The following is a 21,106-nucleotide window of genomic DNA, read 5'->3' as shown; positions in this document are numbered from 1 at the left end:
GGATCGGGATGGCCATGGACGACGCGGGGCCCTGGAGCGACTTCGCGGTCGCCGCGGCGGGCGCGTTCGCCGCACTGGCGGGCCTGCTGTTCGTCGCCATCTCGATCAACCTGCGGATCATCGTCGAGTCCCCGCGCATCCCGGGGCGGGCGGCCCACGCGCTCGTCCTGCTCTCCACGCCGATCGTCGTGTCGCTGGCCGTGCTGATCCCGCAGGGCCCGGGGGCGCTCGGGGTCGAGCTGCTGGTGGTCGCCGCCGTGGTGGGTCCGGCCCTCGGATGGCTTTCCTCGCCGGGGCACCGGCCGCCGCACACGCCCGTGGTGGCGTGGTTCGCCGCGGTGGCCCTGCCCGCCCTCGTCCTCTCGGTGAGCACGCTGCTCGCGGGGATCGGCGTCCTGACGACCTCGCTCGGCGGGCTCGCGTGGTTCCCCGTCGCCGTGGTTGCAGGACTGCTCGGCGGGCTGTTCAACGCCTGGGTCCTGCTGGTCGAGATCATGCGCTGATCGGGCTACGGTGCGTCCCCGACACCGGGGGGTGGCTCGATCGTGGGGAGTTCGGCGGCGCGGGGCGGGGTCCTTCGTACGACGGGGCAGCCTCGCCGTGTGACGGGTGTGGCGGCTGTGGTCCTGGTGGGTGCCCTGCTGGCCGGGTGCGGGGGCGCCCCCGCGCAGGCACCGCCGCCGCCCGGGGCCGCGGCGGCGCCGGCCTCGTCGTCGGGACTCCCGGCGTTGGTACAGAAGGTCCTGCCGACGGCCTACGAGCGGCTGGCCGCCACGGCCGACTCCCTCGACCCGGCCGCCGGGTTCCCGCGGTCGGTGCAGCGCGGCGCCACGACCTGGACCACCGAGCCGGTCCGGGGCTGGACCGTCGGCTTCTTCGCCGGCGAGCTGTGGCTGGCCCGGGGGCTCACGGGCGACCCGGCCTGGACCGCCCGCGCGCAGCGCTGGACGGCGCCGATCGCCTCGCAGGTGACCCGCACCGACACCCACGACCTCGGGTTCGTCGCCGAGTACAGCTTCGGCTCCGAGCAGCGCGCGACCGGGAACGGCGGCGCCGAGGTGGTCACCGCGGCCCGCTCGCTGGCCACCCGGTACTCGCCGGCGGTGAAGGCGGTGAAGAGCTGGGACACCGACACCGAGCCCTTCACCGAGGAGCCGGTCGACGGCCGCGGCGCCTGGCGGTTCCCGGTGATCGTCGACAGCCTCATGAACCTGCCCCTGTTCGACCAGGCGGCCGCGCTGCCCGGCGGCGACCCGGCGTGGCGTGACCTCGCCACCCAGCACGCCCTGACCGTGTCGCGGACCAACCAGCGCCCGGACGGCAGCATCGCCCACGTCGCCGCGTTCGACCCGGCGACCGGGGCCTTCCTGAAGCGGGACACGTGGCAGGGCGCCACCCCCGAGTCGACCTGGTCCCGGGGGCAGGGCTGGGCCGTCCACGGGTTCGCGGCGCAGGCCCGCGCGTCGGGGAACCCCGAGCTCCGGGCGGCCGCGGTGCGGGCCGCCGACTGGTGGCTCGCCCACACCGCACCCGGGCAGCGCGTGCCGGCCTGGGACTTCTCGCTCCCCACCGCGGAGCGCGACTCGTCCGCGGCCGCCGTCGCCGCGTCGGGCCTGCTCGACCTTGCCGACCAGACCGGCGACCCGCGCTACCGCGACGCCGCCGCGCAGACCCTCGACGAGCTGGCCGCGAAGCACGTCGCGCCGACCGGTCCCGCGCTGCTGACCGACGCGGTGGGCAACTTCCCGGACGGCGGGGAGATCGGCGGCGGTCTGGTCTACGGCGACTACTACTTCCTCGAAGCGGTGTCCCGCGCGTCGTAGGCGGTGCGCGCCAACCTCACGTCGCCGGTCGACGCCGGCGGATCAGCCCTCGCCGCAGTACCCGTCGCCATCGCCGTCGCGCTCCCCGGGGAGGCAGGGGTGTCCCGAGTTCCCGGTCCGACGGCGGGTGGAGCCGCTGCTGCTGCTGTCGTCGTCGCTGTCCGTGTACCGCGTCTGCGGAGCCGGCGTGGAACGTCGGGCGAAGTGGTTGTCGCAGGCGAGCCCATCGGCGTCGGGGTCCAGGTGCTCCTGGCCGCCTGCGTCGAAGGCCGACTGCGCCTCGAGCTGAGAGGTGAAGTCGGTGCACTCGTAACGGACCACTCGCACGGGTGCAGCGGCGGAGCTGGGGGACGACGTGGTGGACGTCGTCGAGGGCACGGTGTACGCGGGGCGCGCGACCGGATCGTCCGGGCCACCCAGACACGAGGCCGCGAGGCCACCGATCACCAGGACGATGGCCAGCAGGCAGCCGCACCCCTTTGCCGTGTCGCCATTCTGTGCCTGTGCCACCGAGCCGTCCTCTCCCCGACCTCGCGCCGCCAAATGGCGCGTGAATCCGATCGAGATCGTGGACCCAGCCGTTACGTTCCCTTGACCTTCTCTCGTCGGACTTGTCCTTGAGTCGACGCGCGCGAGGGGCCGCACGCACTCCCGAGCGACGACCTCGCCCGCCTGCTGGGCCGTCCGGCCCAGCCGTGGGCGCAGGTGGACGACGACGCGGTGCGGGCGGCCCCCGTCACCCCCTGACCAGGGCGTCGTTCCGCTCGACGGCCGGGTTCGGCGGTACTGTCCGGTTCGTGTCCGCCGTGCCCGGTTCGGCCCCCGACGCCCCGGCGTTCCGGGGCGTCCTGCTCGTCTACAACCCCAACAGCACCGGGGGCGGCGAGGGCAAGGCCCAGACCCTGGCCCGCGAGCTCAAGGAGCAGGCTCCCGACCTCGACGTCGAGATGGTCCCCACCGAGTACGCGGGGCACGCCCGGCGCATCGCGGAGAGCGCAGCGCGGACCTACAAGCCGCTCGTGGTCTCGGTGTCGGGCGACGGCGGCTACAACGAGGTCGTCGACGGCGCGATGGCCGCCGGGGACGGGCACCACACCGGGACCGTCGTCGCCGTCACCTCCGCGGGCAACGCCAACGACCACCGCCGCGTCACCCGCCGCCGCCCGCTCGCCGAGGCCATCGCCGCGGGCAACGTCGAGTACCTCGACGTCCTGCGCCTGACCATCGGCGACCACGTGCGCTACGCCCACTCCTACATCGGCCTCGGCATCACCCCGGTCGTGGCGCTCGCGCTCGAGCGCGGCGGCAAGGGCTCGCTGCGCGAGCTGTGGACCACCGGCCGCGAGTTCCTCCACTTCGCGCCCTTCGAGATCGAGCTCGAGGCGTTCGAGGGAGGGTCGCGCGACGGCGTCGGGGTCGGGGACTACCTCGGCCGGCGCCGCTACGACAGCCTCATCGTCGCGAACCTCTCCGAGATGGCGAAGTACGCGCGCCTCTCCGACGGCGACCCGGCCGACGGCCGCTTCGAGATCGTGTCGATCCCCCACCGCGGCCGGTTCCGGCTGCTCCTCACCGGGCTGCGGGCGGCCTGGAAGGGCCTGGGCTGGCAGCCGAGCGCGCGGCGCCTGCGGTTCCGCACGCTCGACCAGGAGCTCCCGCTCCAGCTCGACGGCGAGGTGATCATGCTCCCCACCGACACCCCGGTGACGATCGAGATGGTGCCCGGCGGGCTCGCGACGGTCCGGTGAGCGCGGCCGACGACCTCGCGGCGGCCCGCGACCTCACCCGGACCCGGATCGCCGCGCTCGAGGCGCAGGTCGCGGGCATCGTCGAGACGGCGTCGGCGAGCTCGGGCGACGACGAGCACGACCCCGAGGGCCAGACGATCGCCTACGACCGCGCGCAGGCCCAGGCCCTGCTCGAGGGGGCGCGCCACGACCTCGTGGAGATCGACGCGGCGTTCGCCCGGCTCGACGCCGGGACCTACGGGGTGTGCGAGGTCTGCGGGCGCGACATCCCCGGCGAGCGCCTGGAGGCCCGGCCGTCCGCGCGCCGGTGCGTGCGGCACGCCTGACCCGCGGTGTCAGCGATGGCACGTCGCTGACACCGGACGTCAGTCAGGCGCCACGCTCGTTCCGGCCCCCGGCTGTCAGCGATGGCACCTCGCTGACACTCGGTGTCCGCGATGGCACGTCGCTGACATCCGGGCCAGCAGCTCACGGACGCCGGAACGGCACCCCGGCCTCGCGCGGCCCCTTCTCCCCGGCCGCCGCGACGAAGCGCTCCTCGGCCCGCGCCGCCGCGTCCGACTCCAGCCCGGTGGGCCCCAGCAGCGCCGCGACCGGGGCGAGCAGCTCGGCCGCGGCATCGTCGGGAAGGGCCGTCAGGCGCAGGCGCGGGCGCATCCAGGCGCTGAGGCGCTCCTCGTCGGCCTTGGGCAGCACCACGTCGGCGACCCAGGTCGGTGCCAGCGCGAGGTCGTCGAGCAGCAGGCCCGCGAGCACACGCCGCAGGCGCGACACGCCGGTGCGGTAGAGGTCCTGACGACGGATCCGGTTGCGCAGCATCCGCGCGGCGCCCACGTGCAGCAGGCCGGTGCCGAGGGCGGGCACGGCGTCGGGGTCGATCCACCACGCGTAGAGCCCGGGGGCGCCGGGCAGTGCCGCGACGGTCTCGTCGAGGTCGCCCGGCGGGGCGCCCAGCACGGCCGCGGCCTCGTCGGGGGTCACGGCGCCGAGTCTGCCCGACGGGGCCGCAGCGACCGCGCGAGCAGGGCCGCCCCCAGGGCCGCGACCGGCACGATCACGAGCCCGGTGCCCACCGTCGAGGCGTCGGCGACCGCCCCGATCACCGGGGGCGTGGCGAGGAAGCCGAGCCGCGCGAGGAACCCGACGACGGCGATCCCGTCGCCCGGGCGCACCCCCGGCACGACGCCCGCCGCCGAGAAGGCGAGCGGGAAGAGCGTCGCGACCCCGAGCCCGGCGAGCCCCCACCCGACGATCGCCGCCACCGGGTGCGCCACGAGCAGCGCGACCGCCAGCGACAGCGCCGCCACCAGGGCGCCGACCCGCGCCACCCGCACCGGCCCGAAGCGGTCGACCACGCGGTCGCCGCCGATCCGGCCGGCGGTCATGAGGACCTGGAAGGCCACGAAGGGCAGGCCCGCGACGAACGCACCCGCGCCGAGGTCGTCGCGCAGGTACACCGCGCCCCACGAGGCCGACGAGTCCTCGACCGCCCCGGAGCACACCATCAGCCCGGCGATCGCCAGCAAGGCCAGCAGGGCCGGCCGCGAGCGCAGCACCGCGAGAACGTTCCCCGACGACGAGGCGTCCCCCGCCCCGTGCGGGGGGTCGGGCACCGTGGAGACCCACGCGACCCCGGACGCCACCACCAGGACCGCCGCGACGGCCGCGAGGTGCCAGCCGACGGGCACACCGAGCCCGGCGGCGGCCGCCCCGAGCAGCCCGGCGCCCACCGCGGCGACGCTCCAGGTGGCGTGCAGCCCGTTCATGATCGAGCGGCCGTAGCGCCCCTGCACGACGAGGCCCTGGGCGTTCATCGCCGCGTCGGTCCAGGCGTCGGTGACCCCGAGGACGAACAGCGCCGCGGCGAGGGCCCACCATCCCGGCGCCAGTGCGACGAGGGGGAGCAGCAGCGCCCCGAGCAGGGACACCGACGCCGCGACCCGCCCGCTGCCGAAGCGCGCCAGCAGCGGCCCGGCGAGCACCCCGAACACGAGCGCCGCCCCCGGGAAGGCGGCGATGGCGGCCCCGAGCGCGGCGTTGGAGAGCCCGAGCTCGTCGCGGATCTGGGGGAAGCGCGGGACGAGCGAGTTGTAGGTGGCGCCGTTGACCGCGAACAGGGCCATCACCGCACCGCGGGCGCGGCGGTCGACGACCGCCGTCACGCCGGTCCCCCCGTCGCCCCCATCAGAAGGCGTACCGGATCGCCAACCAGGGCGCGTGGACCGCGACGAGCTCGCGGAACCGGGCGACGGCGCGCCGCTTCACGTCGACCCGGTAGCGGACGTTGTCCTGGCCGTTCTGCGACGTCTTGCGCTCCTGGGCCTCCGGGCGCCAGAGCACGTCCTCGGCCTTCGGGTGCCAGCCGAGGTTGACCTCGTGGAGGCCCTCGTTGTGGGTGAGCAGGATGATCTCGCACGCGGCCTGGGCGCGGGCGGCCGGCGAGAGCGTGGCGGAGAGCTGGTCGAGCAGCGCCGCCCACCGGCTCTGCCAGCCCTCGCGCAGGACCACCGGCGAGAAGTTGAGGTGGACCTCGTAGCCGGCGGCGAGGAAGTCGTCGACCGCGCCGATGCGCTCGTCGATCGAGCTGGTGCGCAGGTCGAGCAGGGTCGCGTCCTCCTGCGGCATCAGCGAGAAGCGCACGCGGGTGCCGCCGCGCGGGTCGAGGTCGAGCAGGGACCGGTTGACGAACTTCGTCGCGAACGATGCCTTGGCGCCCGCCAGGGAGCGGAAGTGCGCGATCGCGTCGGGCACGGCGTCGCTGACGAGGGCGTCGACGGAGCAGTCGGAGTTCTCGCCGAGGTCGTAGACCCAGTCGACGGGGTCGCACTGGTTCGGTTCGCCCTTGGGCCCGGTCCGGGCGAGGTGGCGGGACACGGCGCGCAGGACGTCGTCGACGTTGGTGAACACCGTGATCGGGTTGGCGTAGCCCTTGCGGCGCGGGACGTAGCAGTAGGCGCACGCCATGGCGCAGCCGTTCGCCGACGACGGGGCGATGAAGTCGGCCGAACGCCCGTTGGGTCGGACGGTGAGCGACTTCTTCTCCCCGAGCACCAGGTTCTCGGCCTTGACCCGCACCCAGCGCGCGACGTTGCCCTCGTTGCCGTGCAGCTCGGGGATCGCCCAGTGCGACGCGACCTCCCGGACCGCTGCGTCGGGGAACCGCGCGAGCACGTCCTGGCCCCGCATGCTCGCCAGCGAGGCGGGCTCGGCCCAGATCGTCCGGATGTCGAGGAGCCGCTCGCGCAGGTCGCCCGGCGCTACTCCCATGTGTCCGGGCGCCGCGCCACCGCGTAGGTCTCCTCGACCGCCGCCGGGGTCATCCGCTCGCCGCGGGTCCGTAGCGCCCGGCCGAGGTCCCCGGGCCGGGTGACGATCACGCCGCGCGGGCGGCTGTGGGTCACGATCGTCGCCCCCACGACGACGATCACCGGCGTCACCGGGGGCGGGTTCAGCAGCTCCTGGGCGCCCGCCGCGAGGGCGATCGCCTCCGCGATGCGGTCGTGCACCTCCTCGCCGATGGTGCGGATGCGCGCGAGGTCGACGTGCACGCCGTCGACCTCGAGCCCGGAGGTCGACGTGTGGACCTTGCCGCCGGGCTGGTGGCGGTCCTCGAGGACGAACACCCCGCCCGGGCAGAGGACGAGGTGGTCGATCACCACCCGCTCCGAGCCCACCGTCATGTCGATGCCGTGCAGCATCCGCCACCGCGCGGTCCGGCCCAGCCGGGACGAGACCGGGGCCTGGATCTCGCGGCCCAGGGACTGCGCCACCGTGATCCGGGCGTCGGCCTGCAACCGCAGCGACTTGTCGAGCTCCCGGTCGCCGGCCGCGCGGGCGCGGGCGGCGGACCGGGCGAGCCCGTGGTCGGGCATGTGGCGGGCGAGGTCGCGCCCGCGGGCGAGGCGGCGGTCGGGGGCCGCGGCGCCCCGGGAGGCCGCCTCGGCGTGGGAGACGGTGTCGTCGAAGGCGTCGGCCCGGTAGCCGTCGGCGGAGTCGGCCGACCAGCCGCCGGCCGGGGCCGCCACCCCCGCCTCGATGGCGCGGGGCGCCGGGGTGGGCGGGGCCGCGGGCGTCTCCCCCGTCGGGGGGTCCGTCAGGCGGGGGAAGCCGAGGGTGTCGCTGAGGCGGGACGTCATCCGCGTCCGCCGGCTCGGCGTCTCCACGGGGGCGCCCGTGGGCCCGAACCCGGGGAAGGGCGACGCGCCGTGCCGGGCGAGCCACTCGTCGAGCTCGGCGATGAAGGTGTCGCGGAAGGCGGGGGCGACGTCGGACACCTCGCCGGTGCTGAGGTCGTAGGTACCCAGGCGGGAGCCGTAGGGGGAGGTCACGACGATCTTGTCGCCGCGGCCGAGCCGGCTGCGCTTGGCGGGCATCAGGCCTCCCGTGCCCGCTGCTCGTCGAGCCAGCGGGTGATGTTGTCGTGCTCGACGCTGGTCAGCTGGCGCACGCCGTCGACGACGGCGGACTCCAGCAGGGCCCCGGCGAACGGGATGGTCACCGTGACGTCCACGTCGACGTCGAGCTGACAACCCACCGGGCGGGGCTCCACCGTCATCGTGCCCTCCGCCCGCACCGGCGCGAGCGGGACCGCGACCTGCACCGTGCCGGCGCAGCGCTCGTCGGACACCTGCCACCGCTCGGTGCGCCGCAGCTCGAGGCCGCCGGTGAGCAGCCGGGCGAGCGCGGGCGGGATCTGCCCCGCGGGGACGGGCTGGCGGACCACCACGACGATGCGGGAGCCCGACACCTCGTGGCGCTCGACCTCGCCCCCGCCCCCCGCGTCGAGCCGCGCCCGGTGGAACCCCGGGTCGGCCAGCGCGTCCGCGAAGTCGGCCACGTCGTGGGGGTAGCCCCGGCTCGCGTGGAGTCGCTTGGTCACGATCGGCCATTCTGCTACGGCGGCGCGGACCGCGACGGCCGATCCCGTCCATCCGGAGAAGTGCACACTGGACGACGTGTCGGGAGATCGTGGGGGCGCCGCCACGATCCTGCACGCCGACCTCGACGCGTTCTACGCCTCGGTGGAGCAGCGCGACGACCCCGACCTGCGAGGACGCCCGGTGCTCGTCGGCGGCGGGGTGGTCCTCGCCTGCAGCTACGAGGCCAAGCGGGCCGGCGTGCGCACCGCGATGAACGGGCGCCAGGCCCGCGCGATCTGCCCCGAGGCGGTCGTCGTGCCGGCCCGGATGGAGGCGTACTCGGCCGCCAGCAAGGACGTCTTCGCGATCTTCCGCGACACCACCCCGCTCGTGGAGGGCCTCTCCGTCGACGAGGCGTTCCTCGAGGTCGGGGGGCTCGCGCGCCTCGTCGGGACACCGAAGGACATCGCGGCCCGGCTGCGGGGGCGGGTGCTCGCCGAGGTGGGGCTGCCGATCACGGTGGGCGTGGCCCGGACGAAGTTCCTCGCGAAGGTCGCCAGCGGGGTCGCCAAGCCCGACGGCCTGCTCGTGGTCGACCCCGACCGGGAGCGGGAGTTCCTGCACCCGCTGCGCGTGGAGCGGCTGTGGGGCGTCGGCGCCGTGACGGCGCGCAAGCTGCACGGGATGGGGGTGCACACCGTCGCCGACGTGGCGACCCTCGGCGAGCAGGCCCTCGTCTCCCTGCTCGGCCCGGCCGCCGGGCACCACCTGCACGCCCTGGCCACGTTCTCCGACCCGCGGCGGGTCACCCCGGGCGTGAGCCGACGGTCCATCGGCTCGCAGCGCGCCCTGGGCAACCGGCGCCGCTCCGCCGAGGAGCTCGACACGATCCTCGCGGGCATCGTCGACCGCCTCGCCCGCCGCCTGCGCGAGGGCGGGCGCACCTGCCGGACCGTCGTGCTGCGCCTGCGCTTCGGCGACTTCACCCGTGTCACGCGCTCGCACACGCTGCGCACCGCCACCTCCCGCACCGACCCGATCGACGACGCCGCGCGCACCCTGCTCGCCGAGGCGATGCCGACGATCCACGACCGCGGCATCACCCTGCTCGGGCTCTCCCTGGCCAACCTCGACGGCGAGGGCCGCGAGCAGCTCGAACTGCCCCTCGCCGAGGACGCGGGGGAGCGGACCGCGCTCGCGGGCGGTCCGGCAGCCGAGGACACCCGCGACTCCGCGGCGCTCGACCGGGCCCTTGACGCGGTCCGGGCCCGGTTCGGTGCGGCGTCGGTCGGCCGGGCGACCCAGCTCGGGCGCGACCCGGGGATCTCGGTGCCGGTGCTGCCCGAGCACGAGTGACCTACCTGGCGGTGACCAACCAGACCGCGGAGTCGTAGGCGACGCCGGCGGCGCCGCGGTGGGCCGCGAGGTCGCCCCGCAGCCGCTCGAGGGCCCGCTCGCGGTCGTCCGCGTCCAGGCCGCCGAGGAGCGCCGCGTGCTGCACCTCGAGGTGGCGGGCCGCGTCGTCGACGTCCTCGCCGAACCACATCGACCCCACCCGGGGCTCGACGACCACGTCGACGAAGCCGGCCGCGGTGAGGACCGCCTCCGTCCGTGCCGGGTCGGAGAGGCCGAACGGGCTCGGGCCCTCGTCGGGCGGGAGCGCGGGGGCACCGAGCGTCTCGAGCACCGAGACGAGCCACGGGTTGGCGGCGCGCGACTGCCAGACGAGCAGCACCAGCCGGCCGCCGGGGCGCAGGGCGCGGCGCAGATTGGTGAACGCCGCGACCGGGTCGGCGAAGAACATCGTGCCGAAGTGGCTCACGACGAGGTCGTAGGCGTCCTCGCCGAGGTCGTCGGTCTCCGCGTCGGCCACCCGGAAGGTGACGTCGGCACCCCCGGCCCGGGTGCGTGCGAGCTCGAGCACCCGGTGGGACAGGTCGATCCCGGTCACCGACCCGGCCCGGCGGGCGATCGCGAGGGTGAGCGCGCCCGGGCCGCAGCCGACGTCGAGCACCCGGTCGGCGGGGCCGGCGTCGACGGCCGCGAGGTAGGCCTCGTCGTAGTCGGCCACCCCGCGCTCGAACCAGTCGGCGAGCACGCTCCACAGGTCCCCGGCGGGGCCGTCCCAGGCCCGTCGCTGGGCCGCCCGGAGTTCCTCGGGATCCGCCACGAAACCCCCTCTGCGGTGTCTCTCTCTGAGACAACGGGACAGCTCTCTACCCGTCTCCGACGTCGCCATAACCCTCTGACCTGCGACGAACGGTCTCCGGACCGAGTTCAGTGGGCATGTGCAGCATCTGCACATCGAAACGGTGATGTTGACCACACGGTTTCCGCCGCGTTCAGTGAGCCACGTCCCACCGGGCAGCACCGGCCCGGCGCGGACCACCACCACCGGGCTCCGACACCACCGGGCCCGCGAACCGGACCGCTCGTCCGGACACGACCGCAACGACCGGCGGGAGGAGGCGCGCGATGACCGAACGGACCCAGCCGGGACGCTCCCTCAAGACCGCCGCCGAGGCCCTCACCGCCCTGCGCTTCCTCGCGTCGGCGCCCGACGGGATCACCGCGGACTCCCTGGGCGCCGAGATCGGCAAGAGCGCCGCGACCGCCCGCTACCTGCTCAACACCCTCTGCCAGGAGGGCTACGCCCGCCGCGAGGGCCCGGCCGGCACCTACCGGCTCAGCGACGCCCCGCCGTGGGGCGACGCCTGGGGCACCTGGGAGGAGACCGCGGAGCCCACGCCGGAGCCGACGCCGGCGGACGGGCCGACCCCGGACGCCGCCGAGGAGACCGCCGACCTGCAGGTCGTGCGCCCGCTGCGCCGCGAGGACGACCCGACCTCGCGCTACGAGCTGCCCGAGAGCCTCGCCGACGCGGTCACCGAGCTGTACTGGCGGACCCGCCAGCGCTCGTACCTGGCCCGCTGGGACGGCGAGTCGACCGTCATCGTCGACGCCCGCGGCCACCAGGGCCTCGCCCGCATCCCCGACCTGCGCGAGCGCATCCCGGTGGCGCAGGCCCACGCCCTCGCCGTGACGAAGGCGCTGGTCGCGACCTCGAGCGAGATCGAGGAGCTGCTCCTCGCCCAGCCGAGCCGCACGGCGTTCACCGCCACCACCATCACGACGACGCCGGGGCTGGAGCGCGAGCTCGCCCGGGTGCGCCGCGACGGGATCGCGGTCGACCGCGAGGAGTTCGCCGAGGGCTTCTGCTGCATCGGGGCGCCGATCGTGGCCCCCGACGGCCGGGTCGCCGCCAGCATCGCGGTCTCCGTCCCGGCGCGCCGGTTCGCCCACGACTCCGCCGCCCTGACCACCGCGGTCCGCGAGGTCGCCGCCACCGCCATGCGCGAGTGGCGCGAGCGGGCCGCCACCGACCACCGGGGCGAGCACGAGCGCGAGGAGGTGAGGCGCGCGTAAGAGGCACCGGGTCGGTCCGAGAGGGCGCGACCCGCACGCGGCGCCGGCGACCGCCGGGCCGCACAGCAGTTCCTATCGAGGAGGAAGTCGCATGAGCCGTCAGAGTTTGGCGAAGGCTCACCAGAAAATCCAGGAACTCTCCTGGGAGCCGCAGTACCACGAGCCGTACATGAAATACGGCACGGACTACACGTTCAAGAAGGCTGCCAAGAAGGACCCGCTGAAGCAGGTCCTCCGCTCCTACTTCCCCATGGAGGAGGAGAAGGACAGCCGCGTCTACGGCGCGTCCGACGGCGCGATCCGCGGCAACATGTTCCGCCAGGTGCAGGAGCGCTGGCTGGAGTGGCAGAAGCTCTTCCTGTCGATCATCCCGCTGCCGGAGATCTCGGCCGCGCGCTCGATGCCGATGCTGTTCCAGGCGGTTCCCAACCCGGAGCTGCACAACGGCCAGGCGATCCAGATGATCGACGAGGTGCGTCACTCGACGATCCAGCAGAACCTCAAGCGCCTGTACATGAACAACTACATCGACCCGGCGGGGTTCAACAACACCCTCCGGAACTTCCACTCGGACTACTGCGGCACCATCGGCCGGCAGTTCGCCGAGGGCTTCATCACCGGTGACGCGATCACCGCGGCCAGCATCTACCTGACGATCGTCGCCGAGACGGCCTTCACGAACACGCTGTTCGTGGCCATGCCCGGTGAGGCGGCCGCCAACGGTGACTACCTGCTGCCGACGGTGTTTCACTCGGTCCAGTCCGACGAGTCGCGCCACATCTCGAACGGCTACGCCACGCTGCTGATGGCGCTGTCGGACGAGGACAACCGCCAGCTCCTCGAGCGCGACCTCCGCTACGCGTGGTGGAACAACCACCGCGTCGTGGACGCCGCGATCGGTACGTTCATCGAGTACGGCACGAAGGACCGCCGCAAGGACCGTGAGTCCTACGCGGAGATGTGGCGTCGCTGGATCTACGACGACTACTACCGCGCCTACCTGCTGCCGCTCGAGAAGTACGGCCTGGTGATCCCCCACGACCTCATCGAGGAGTCGTGGAACCAGATCTGGAACAAGGGCTACGTCCACGAGGTCGCGCAGTTCTTCGCCACCGGTTGGGTCGCCAACTACTGGCGCATCGACGGCATGACCGACGAGGACTTCGAGTGGTTCGAGTACAAGTACCCGGGCTGGTACGACCGGTACGGCAAGTGGTGGGAGAACTACAACCGCCTGTCGCGGCCGAACGGCCACCACGCGATCGTCGCCGAGGACGTCGACTACGTCTACCCGCACCGCTGCTGGACCTGCATGGTCCCCTGCCTGGTGCGTGAGGACATGGTCGTCGACAAGGTGGACGGCCAGTGGCGGACGTACTGCCACGAGGCCTGCCGCTGGACCGACGCCGTCGCGTTCCGTCCCACCTACGAGGGTCGCGACACCCCGAACATGGGCAAGCTCGTCGGCCACCGCGAGTGGGAGACGCTGTACCACGGCTGGAACTGGGCCGACGTCATCCAGGACATGGGCTTCGTCCGGGACGACGGCAAGACCCTCACGGCGCAGCCGCACCTCGACCTCAACCCGAAGAAGATGTGGACGCTCGACCACATGCGGCGCATGCCGCACGTGGCCAGCCCCAACGTCATCCTCAACGAGATGAGCGACTCGGAGCGGTCCGCGTTCGTGGCGGACTACAACGCGCAGGGCCCGGCCGGACGGCCGGCGGGCGCCAAGTCCTGATCTGACGGACTGAGTTCTACCCGCGGGGGGCCGGTGACACCGGCCCCCCGCGGTCTCCGCCGACCGACGTGACGATTCCGCGGCGGCGTTTCTTGCATCAGACGCAATTCCGGCTCCGGCGGAGCTGTGCCCGACATCCCCCTCCCCCAGGAGTCAGCAGATGGGCGACAAGCACATCGTTCGGTTCGAACCCGTGGGCATCGAGATCGAGGTCGACGAGGACCAGACGATCCTGCGCGCGGCGTTCGAGCAGGGCGTCCAGCTCATGCACGGCTGCAAGGAGGGCCAGTGCGCGGCGTGCAAGTCCTTCGTCCTCGAGGGCGAGGTCGACGACATCGAGCTCGACAGCTACTCGACCTTCGCACTGCCCGACATGGAGAAGGAGGAGGGCTCGACCCTCCTCTGCCGCGCCCACGCCTACAACGACCTCACGATCGAGCTCCTCAACTACGACGAGGAGGTCCTGCGCTCGGGGCTCCCGGTGCGCAAGGGCACGGTGGAGGTCCTCTCCAACGAGGCCGTCACCCACGACATGCGCCACCTCGTCGTCCGTCAGGTGGCCGGCGACGACATCAAGTTCTTCCCCGGGCAGTACATGGACTTCATCCTCCCCGACTCGGGGGAGAGCCGGTCGTTCTCGATGGCGAACACCCCGAACCGCGAGGGCGTGTTCGAGTTCATCATCAAGATCTACCCCGACGGGCTCTTCTCGCAGTTCCTGAAGAACGACGTCCAGGAGGGCGACAAGATCGAGGTCGAGGCGCCGTTCGGCACCTGCACCCTCCGCGAGGGACGCACCTCCGACATCGTCTTCGTCGGTGGCGGCGCCGGGATGGCGCCCCTGCTGGGCCTGCTCCGGGGCCTCGCCGAGAAGGAGACCGAGCGCAAGACGGTCCTCTACTACGGCGCCCGCACCAAGGACGACCTCTGCTTCGAGGACGAGCTCCGGGCCCTCGAACAGAAGCTGCCCGGCTTCCGCTACCACCCCGTGCTCTCCCACCACGACGGCGAGGGCTGGGACGGCCTCACCGGCATGGTCACCGAGGCGGTCCGGGAGCAGGAGTCCGACCTGAAGGGAAGGGATGCCTATGTGTGCGGGCCGCCGCCCATGGTGGACGCGGCGATCGCACTGCTGAATCAGCGCGGGGTCGACGAGCGAAACATCTTCTTTGACAAGTTCACCACCACCGGAGAGCCGGAGGAGTAGGGCGACACATGACGACCACCGAGAACAGCGCGAGAAGCGTACCGAAGCCGCAGTTCACCGACGCCGAGGCCGGGGCGAAAGAATTCCCCGACTCAGGCCCGTCGGCCCGGCGCTACAACTACTACAAGCCGGCCAAGCGCAAGCAGACCCACTACGAGGACGTCACGGTCGAGGTCCAGCCCGACCCGCGGCACTACCTCGCCCAGGGCTGGATCTACGGCTTCGCCGACGGTTCCGCCGGATACCCGCTCAACTGGACCAAGCTGAAGGCCTGGGGCGTCGACAACCCCGAGCCCGACCGCGGGCCCGGGTCCGGCGGCAAGCCCGTGGAGGACTGGCCGGCCCACGGCTGGCACGAGTTCCGGGATCCCAACGAAGAGTGGGACCTCACGATCTTCCGGAACAACGCCAACGTCGAGCGGCAGATCACGGCGAACGTCGAGAACGCCCGCAACGCGAAGGCGTTCGACCAGTGGAGCCCGAACTGGGTGCGTTTCGTCGAGCGCCACGTCGGCGCGTGGATGCACATCGAGCACATCTTCGGCCTGTACGTGTTCGCCGCGTGCAACCGCTCCGGCCCGACGAACATGCACAACACGGCGATGGCCGTGAACAGCGCGCACAAGATCCGGTTCGCCCAGGACCTCGCGCTCTACAACCTCACCCTCTCCGAGGAGATCGAGGGCTTCGACGGCACCGCGCACGTCGAGGCCTGGAACAGCGACCCCGAGTGGCAGGGCGTCCGGAAGGTCTGCGAGTCGCTCACCGCGATCGAGGACGACTGGGCGGAGATGATCTTCGCGACGAACCTCGTCTTCGAGCCGCTGCTCGGTGAGCTGTTCCGGTCGAACCTCGTCCAGCAGGCCGCCCCCGGCAACGGCGACTACGTGACCCCGACCGTCATGGGCGCCGGCGAGTACGACTACTCCCAGCGCGACCTGCGCTGGACCCAGTCGTGCATGGGCCTGCTCACGCAGGACAAGGAGTTCGCCGACCACAACAAGCAGATCATGCAGGGCTGGCTCTCCAAGTGGGTGCCGCCGTGCCTGGACGCCGCCCGCAAGATGCAGCCCCTGTGGTCGACGCCCGACAACAAGCCTCCCCGTTTCGAGGAATCCCTCGACCGCGCCAAGAACCGCTTCGCCGGCATTCTCAGCGACCTCGGCCTCGACGCCCCGAAGGAGCTCAACCAGTGACCCAGTCCCCCACTCGCGCCAGCTTCGGCGGCGAGAGCCCGTTCAAGGTCGACAACAGCGAGTCCGGCATGGCCGGCGTGACGCTGATGAACAACCAGATCGGCGTCGTCGTGGCCGAGGTGATGGACCGCCAGGAGAACGTGACGGTCACCCACCTCCCCGCGATGATCCGCGTCGACTGCAAGGGACGCATGGATTTCGTCTACGACGAGATCTCCGAGGCCCTCGGCGAGGAGGAGGGCTTCTACGACGCCGCCGAGTTCGAGGAGAACATGTCCACGCACTACGGGAAGATGGTGCACATGGACGACCGGACCGTGATGTTCGGGAACATGGAGGAGGCCGCCGAGTTCATCGGCGACATGCTCCCGCCCGTGGTGAACCAGTCCTGATCTCCTGATCCCCCGACGTCGGGTCGTCGCCCGTTCCTGTGTCGCGGCAGGAGCGGGCGGCGGTCCCGGCCCCCGCATTTCCGTACTGACATCCCGAGTCTCGAACGCTGAGGAGAAGAGAGTCCATGGCCAAGGAACTGCGATTCGGCGCCGACGCCCGCCAGGCCCTGCAGGCCGGAGTGGACCAGCTCGCTGAAGCGGTCAAATCGACGCTCGGCCCGAAGGGCCGCAACGTCATCCTCGAGAAGATCACCGGCACCCCCGAGGTCACCAACGACGGTGTGACCATCGCGCGGGAGATCTACCTCAAGGACCAGTTCGAGAACATGGGCGCGCAGATTCTCAAGGAAGCCGCCGTCAAGACGAACGACGTCGTCGGTGACGGCACCACGACCGCGACGGTCATCGCCCAGGCGATCGTGCGGGAGGGCCTCAAGGCCATCGGCCAGGGCGGCAACCCGGTGCTGGTGAAGCGCGGCGTCGACATCGCCGTGCAGAAGATCGTCGACCACCTCTCGACCGTGGCCCACCCCGTGGGCGACGTGGAGTCGCTCTCCCGCGTCGCGTCGATCTCGGCGAACGACGACGAGAACATCGGCCGCGTGGTCGCCCAGACCCTCGACGTCGTGGGCAACGACGGCGTCATCACCGTCGACGACGGCCCCCGGCACGGCCTGCACGTGAACTTCGTCGAGGACTTCGAGTTCATGAACGGCTACGTCTCGCCGTACCTCGTCACCGATCCGGGCTCCATGCTCGCGGTGCTCGACGACCCCTACATCCTCTTCTGCGCCGAGAAGATCAGCGACGTCCGCTCCCTCATGCCGATGCTCGAGCGGATCATGCGCGAGCCGCGCCCGCTCGTGATCATCGCCGAGAAGGTCGAGGGCTCGGCCCTGCAGATGCTCGTGCACAACCACGTGAACGGACACCTCAAGGTCACCTGCATCCAGGCGCCCGGCTACGGCGAGAAGCGCGTCCACCTCCTCGAGGACATGGCGGCCCTCTGCGGCGGCAAGGTGCAGTCGAAGGCCTCGGCGTTCTCCATCGAGCAGATGGGCGTCGAGCACCTCGGCCGCGCCACCCAGGTCCGCGCCACGAGCGAGCAGACCGTCATCATCGGCGGCGGCGGCGACCCGGCCGCCCGCGAGGTGCGGGTCTCCCAGCTGCGCACCGAGATGGACCGGGCCACGATCGGCACCGACGAGGACTGGTTCTCCGAGCGCATCGCCCGCCTCTCCGGCAAGGCCGCGATCCTCGAGGTCGGCGCCCCGACGAACGCCGAGCTCAAGGAGATCCGCCACCGCGTCGACGACTCGCTGCAGGCGACCCGCGCGGCCATGGCGGAGGGCATCGTCGCCGGCGGCGGCTCGGCCCTCCTGCACGCCGAGAGCGTGCTCGACGGCATCGAGCTCAACGGCGACTACCGCACCGGCCGCGACATCGTGCGGGCCTCGCTCTCCGAGCCGGCCTTCCTCATCGCCACGAACGCGGGCTACGACGGCCACGACGTGGTCAAGCAGACCCGCGACATGGCCGTCGACGAGGGCTTCGACGCCCTCGAGGGCCGCTTCGGCAACATGATCGAGCTCGGGGTCATCGACCCCCTGCGCGTGGTGCGCTCCGCGCTGCAGAACGGCGCCTCGGTCGCCGGCCTGATCCTCACCACCAACTCGCTGGTGGCCGAGGAGCAGACGCCCTGGAACAAGGCGCTCATGACCGAGTACGGCCCCCTGGACGAAGGCATCCCCCAGCCCTCGCCCGACGCCAGCACGCCCCAGTCGATGGGCCTCGGCCCGTCGGTCGGCTGACGACCACCTACCGACCGGAAGGAGCACGAGCGTGAAGGCCGTGCGGGTGCACCAGTACAAGTCGGACCCGTCGATCGACGACATCGCGGAGCCGAAGCTGCAGGGCCCCCTGGACGTCATCGTCAAGATCGGTGGCGCGGGGGTGTGCCGGACCGACCTGCACATCGTCAACGGGGACTGGGAGGCGATCCAGAACCCGGACCTGCCCTACGTCATCGGGCACGAGAACGCGGGCTGGGTCCACGAGATCGGCGACGCCGTCGGCAACGTCAAGGTCGGCGACACCGTGATCCTGCACCCGCAGCCCTCGTGCGGCCTGTGCCTGGCGTGCCGCGCCGGCCGCGACATGCAGTGCAGCGGCGACGCGTTCTTCCCCGGCCTGTCGAACAACGACGGCGGGATGGCCGAGTACCTGCGCACGACCGCGCGGGCCTGCGTGAAGCTCAACGCCGACACCAACCCCGCCGACGTCGCGGCTCTGGCCGACGCCGGCATCACCGCCTACCACGCGGTCCGCAAGGCCGTCCCGTACCTCTACCCGGGCACCACGGCCGTGGTGCAGGGCGTCGGCGGGCTCGGGCACATCGCGGTGCAGGCCCTGGCCGCGCTGACTGCCACGAAGATCATCGCGGTGGACCGCAACCCCGCGGCGCTCGAGCTCGCGAAGCAGATCGGCGCCGAGGAGACCGTGGTCGCCGACGGCAACCAGGTCGAGGCGGTCACCGAGCTGACCGGCGGCGGGGCCACCGTGGTCTTCGACTTCGTCGCCGAGGGCGGCGCGGAGATCGACGCCTGGGCGATGACCGCGCCGGCGGGCTACTGCTTCGTCCTCGGCTACGGCGGCGAGTTCAAGGCGCCGACCCTCGACTTCGTCGCCGGCGAGAAGAACGTCATCGGCAACATCGTCGGGACCTACAACGACCTCGCGGAACTGATGGTCCTGGCCCAGGCCGGGAAGGTCACCCTCCACACCGTGCAGTACCCGCTCGAATCCGCGCTGGAGGCCCTGCACGACCTCGACGCGGGGAAGGTCCGGGGCCGGGCGATCCTCGTCCCCTGAGAACTGCCAGCACGATCCACCACCACAGATCGCCGGAGGAATCCGCCATGTACGAAAAAGACGGCGAGAAGTACTTCATCGTCGACTCCCACATGCACTACTGGGACGCCTCGCCCGCGAACTGGGTCGAGGGCGCCGAGCAGTACGCCAAGGGCTGGATCGAGTGCTTCCACGCCTACCAGGGGCTCGGCCCGGCCGAGACGCACCAGCCGATCGAGGAGTTCCAGAAGGTCTCCGAGGAACAGCTGATGCGCGAGGAGTTCGAGGAGGGTCACGTCGACGTCGCGATCTTCCAGTCGACGTACCTGCGTGAGTGGTACAAGGACGGCTTCAACACCGCCGAGCAGAACGGCGCGCTGTTCGAGAAGTACCCGGAGAAGTTCCGGGTGAACACCCGCTTCGACCCGCGCGACGGCGACGCCGGCATGCGCGAGTTCGAGGAGGCGACGAAGCGCTACGGGGCCACCGGCGCGAAGCTCTACACCGCGGAGTGGAACGGCGACTCGCGTGGCTTCAAGCTGACCGACCCCGAGGCGTACCGCTTCCTCGAGCGGGCGCAGGAGATCGGCATCAAGAACGTCCACGTCCACAAGGGCCCGACGATCTGGCCGCTGGACAAGGACGCGTTCGACGTCTCCGACGTCGACCACGCGGCCACGGACTTCCAGGGCCTGAACTTCATCGTCGAGCACGTGGGCCTGCCGCGCATCGAGGACTTCTGCTTCATGGCGACGCAGGAGCCCAACGTCTACGCGGGCCTCTCCGTGGTCATCGGCGGCCTCATGCACGCCCGCCCGCGCTTCTTCGCCAAGGTCATGGGCGAGCTGCTGTTCTGGGTCGGCGAGGACAAGATGACCTTCGGCTCGGACTACAACATCTGGACCCCGAAGTGGCAGGTCGAGGGCCTCGTGGACTGGGAGTACCCCGAGGGCCACGACTTCGACGACTACCCCCGTCTCGGCACCGAGGGCAAGAAGAAGATCCTCGGCCTCAACGCCGCGAAGCTCTACGACATCGACGTGCCCGCCGAGTGCCAGGTCTCCTCGACCCCGGCCGCTCCGGACGCCGCCGAGCTCGTCGAGGACCGGGCGGTGGCCCAGGCATGAGCATCTCCTTCCTCACCCGTCCGGCGGCCGAGGAGGTCGCCGGGCGGGTGTGGGAGGCGTTGCGCACGGTGCGCGACCCCGAGCTCGACACCGACGTGGTCTCCCTCGACTTCGTCGGCGCGGTCGAGATCGACGAGACCGACCGGGGTCGGGTCGCCCGGGTGACGCTGCGCCTGCCCACCTACTTCTGCGCCCCCAACTTCGCGTTCCTCATGGTCGCCGACGCCTGGGACGCCGTGTCGACGGTCGAGGGCCTCACCGACGTCGAGGTCACGCTCATCGACCACTTCGCCTCGGACGCGATCAACACCGGCGTGGCCGCGCGCGCCGGGTTCGTCTCCTCGATGGCCGGCACCGAGATCGGCGAGGCCGTCGACGAGCTCCACGACCTGCGGCGCACCTTCACCGAGCGCGCCCTCATGGCCGGCACCGACCTCGTCGTCCGGCCGATGATGCGCGACGGCGCCACCCCGGAGCAGGTCGCGGGCATGACCCTCGGCGAGGCGCCCGCCTCCGACGACCTGCGCCGCCTGCGCGAGCGCCGCCGGGAGCTCGGCATCCCCTCCGAGGACTCCGACCCGCTGGTGGTCGACCCGAGCGGGCGCACGGTCGGGGTCGAGGCCCTGCCGCTGCACCTGCGCAAGGCCCGCTCCTACCAGGTCGGCGTCGACGCCAACACCAGCATCTGCCGCGGTCAGCTCGCCGTCCGCTACGGCGTCTGACGGGGGCCGCCG

Annotated in this window: 21 protein-coding genes; 14 read left to right on the top strand and 7 right to left on the bottom strand. The window is 72.2% G+C overall.

Annotation, left to right across the window (positions count from 1 at the left end; genetic code table 11):
• Positions 1-8: 8 nt before the first annotated feature.
• Positions 9-503, top strand: a complete 495-nt coding sequence (locus tag ACFPBZ_RS00720; protein ID WP_378034069.1) for a hypothetical protein — start codon at positions 9-11, stop codon at positions 501-503.
• A 99-nt stretch (positions 504-602) separates the two neighbouring features.
• Positions 603-1,823, top strand: a complete 1,221-nt coding sequence (locus ACFPBZ_RS00715) for a glycoside hydrolase family protein (protein ID WP_378034068.1) — start codon at positions 603-605, stop codon at positions 1,821-1,823.
• A gap of 42 nt (positions 1,824-1,865) precedes the next feature.
• Here ACFPBZ_RS00715 and ACFPBZ_RS00710 read toward each other — a convergent pair whose 3' ends face one another.
• Positions 1,866-2,333 (bottom strand): hypothetical protein, encoded by a 468-nt coding sequence (locus tag ACFPBZ_RS00710; RefSeq protein WP_378034067.1) that lies wholly within the window; start codon positions 2,331-2,333, stop codon positions 1,866-1,868.
• A 287-nt stretch (positions 2,334-2,620) separates the two neighbouring features.
• Here ACFPBZ_RS00710 and ACFPBZ_RS00705 point away from each other — a divergent pair, with 287 nt between their 5' ends.
• Entirely contained in the window at positions 2,621-3,571 is a 951-nt protein-coding gene (locus ACFPBZ_RS00705) for a diacylglycerol/lipid kinase family protein (RefSeq protein WP_378034066.1), read from the top strand.
• Positions 3,568-3,897, top strand: a complete 330-nt coding sequence (locus ACFPBZ_RS00700; protein WP_378034065.1) for a TraR/DksA family transcriptional regulator — start codon at positions 3,568-3,570, stop codon at positions 3,895-3,897. The genes ACFPBZ_RS00705 and ACFPBZ_RS00700 overlap by 4 nt, the downstream gene beginning before the upstream one ends.
• A gap of 142 nt (positions 3,898-4,039) precedes the next feature.
• Here ACFPBZ_RS00700 and ACFPBZ_RS00695 read toward each other — a convergent pair whose 3' ends face one another.
• From ACFPBZ_RS00695 to ACFPBZ_RS00675, 5 genes are read right to left on the bottom strand one after another with little or no spacing between them, the layout of a single operon-like run.
• Positions 4,040-4,552, bottom strand: a complete 513-nt coding sequence (locus ACFPBZ_RS00695; RefSeq protein ID WP_378034064.1) for a hypothetical protein — start codon at positions 4,550-4,552, stop codon at positions 4,040-4,042.
• Positions 4,549-5,733, bottom strand: a complete 1,185-nt coding sequence (locus ACFPBZ_RS00690) for an MFS transporter (RefSeq protein WP_378034063.1) — start codon at positions 5,731-5,733, stop codon at positions 4,549-4,551. The genes ACFPBZ_RS00695 and ACFPBZ_RS00690 overlap by 4 nt, the downstream gene beginning before the upstream one ends.
• 22 nt (positions 5,734-5,755) lie before the next feature.
• Positions 5,756-6,838 (bottom strand): spore photoproduct lyase family protein, encoded by a 1,083-nt coding sequence (locus tag ACFPBZ_RS00685; RefSeq protein ID WP_378034062.1) that lies wholly within the window; start codon positions 6,836-6,838, stop codon positions 5,756-5,758.
• Positions 6,829-7,944: a nuclease-related domain-containing protein gene (locus ACFPBZ_RS00680; protein WP_378034061.1), complete on the bottom strand. Its 1,116-nt coding sequence runs from the start codon at positions 7,942-7,944 to the stop codon at positions 6,829-6,831. Before ACFPBZ_RS00680 ends, ACFPBZ_RS00685 begins: the two co-directional genes overlap by 10 nt.
• On the bottom strand, positions 7,944-8,450 hold the full coding sequence (locus tag ACFPBZ_RS00675) for a DUF2505 domain-containing protein (protein ID WP_378034060.1): 507 nt from the start codon (positions 8,448-8,450) through the stop codon (positions 7,944-7,946). Before ACFPBZ_RS00675 ends, ACFPBZ_RS00680 begins: the two co-directional genes overlap by 1 nt.
• Before the next feature lie 76 nt (positions 8,451-8,526).
• On the opposite strand from ACFPBZ_RS00675, the gene dinB reads away from it, so the two are divergent.
• Positions 8,527-9,786, top strand: a complete 1,260-nt coding sequence (gene dinB / locus ACFPBZ_RS00670) for a DNA polymerase IV (protein WP_378034059.1) — start codon at positions 8,527-8,529, stop codon at positions 9,784-9,786.
• A 1-nt stretch (position 9,787) separates the two neighbouring features.
• Here the strand turns inward: dinB and ACFPBZ_RS00665 are convergent, their stop codons facing one another.
• Positions 9,788-10,600 (bottom strand): class I SAM-dependent methyltransferase, encoded by an 813-nt coding sequence (locus ACFPBZ_RS00665; RefSeq protein WP_378034058.1) that lies wholly within the window; start codon positions 10,598-10,600, stop codon positions 9,788-9,790.
• A gap of 305 nt (positions 10,601-10,905) precedes the next feature.
• Here ACFPBZ_RS00665 and ACFPBZ_RS00660 point away from each other — a divergent pair, with 305 nt between their 5' ends.
• The 9 genes from ACFPBZ_RS00660 (at position 10,906) to ACFPBZ_RS00620 (ending at position 21,094) form a co-directional block, all read left to right on the top strand.
• Positions 10,906-11,856: an IclR family transcriptional regulator gene (locus tag ACFPBZ_RS00660; RefSeq protein ID WP_378034057.1), complete on the top strand. Its 951-nt coding sequence runs from the start codon at positions 10,906-10,908 to the stop codon at positions 11,854-11,856.
• A 91-nt stretch (positions 11,857-11,947) separates the two neighbouring features.
• The gene (locus ACFPBZ_RS00655; RefSeq protein ID WP_378034056.1) at positions 11,948-13,600 is read left to right on the top strand and encodes a ferritin family protein; all 1,653 of its coding nucleotides are present in this window, start codon (positions 11,948-11,950) and stop codon (positions 13,598-13,600) included.
• Positions 13,601-13,760: 160 nt separating this feature from the next.
• On the top strand, positions 13,761-14,807 hold the full coding sequence (locus tag ACFPBZ_RS00650; protein ID WP_378034055.1) for a 2Fe-2S iron-sulfur cluster-binding protein: 1,047 nt from the start codon (positions 13,761-13,763) through the stop codon (positions 14,805-14,807).
• Between the two features lie 8 nt (positions 14,808-14,815).
• Positions 14,816-16,003 carry an aromatic/alkene monooxygenase hydroxylase subunit beta gene (locus ACFPBZ_RS00645; protein WP_378034054.1) on the top strand — a complete coding sequence of 396 codons (1,188 nt, stop codon included), beginning with the start codon at positions 14,816-14,818 and terminating at the stop codon, positions 16,001-16,003.
• A gap of 68 nt (positions 16,004-16,071) precedes the next feature.
• The gene (locus ACFPBZ_RS00640) at positions 16,072-16,395 is read left to right on the top strand and encodes an MmoB/DmpM family protein (protein WP_378034248.1); all 324 of its coding nucleotides are present in this window, start codon (positions 16,072-16,074) and stop codon (positions 16,393-16,395) included.
• A gap of 125 nt (positions 16,396-16,520) precedes the next feature.
• The gene (gene groL / locus ACFPBZ_RS00635) at positions 16,521-18,206 is read left to right on the top strand and encodes a chaperonin GroEL (protein ID WP_378034053.1); all 1,686 of its coding nucleotides are present in this window, start codon (positions 16,521-16,523) and stop codon (positions 18,204-18,206) included.
• 31 nt (positions 18,207-18,237) lie between these two features.
• On the top strand, positions 18,238-19,266 hold the full coding sequence (locus ACFPBZ_RS00630; RefSeq protein ID WP_378034052.1) for an NAD(P)-dependent alcohol dehydrogenase: 1,029 nt from the start codon (positions 18,238-18,240) through the stop codon (positions 19,264-19,266).
• Positions 19,267-19,313: 47 nt separating this feature from the next.
• Positions 19,314-20,372: an amidohydrolase family protein gene (locus tag ACFPBZ_RS00625; protein WP_378034051.1), complete on the top strand. Its 1,059-nt coding sequence runs from the start codon at positions 19,314-19,316 to the stop codon at positions 20,370-20,372.
• Complete coding sequence (locus tag ACFPBZ_RS00620) at positions 20,369-21,094, top strand: iron-sulfur cluster assembly protein (RefSeq protein ID WP_378034050.1); 726 nt, start codon at positions 20,369-20,371, stop codon at positions 21,092-21,094. The genes ACFPBZ_RS00625 and ACFPBZ_RS00620 overlap by 4 nt, the downstream gene beginning before the upstream one ends.
• The last annotated feature ends 12 nt before the right edge of the window (positions 21,095-21,106 follow it).

This window comes from Actinomycetospora atypica, assembly GCF_042653685.1.
Classification (GTDB): Bacteria; Actinomycetota; Actinomycetes; order Mycobacteriales; family Pseudonocardiaceae; genus Actinomycetospora; species Actinomycetospora atypica.
This window is presented reverse-complemented; position numbering and strand designations above follow the sequence as displayed.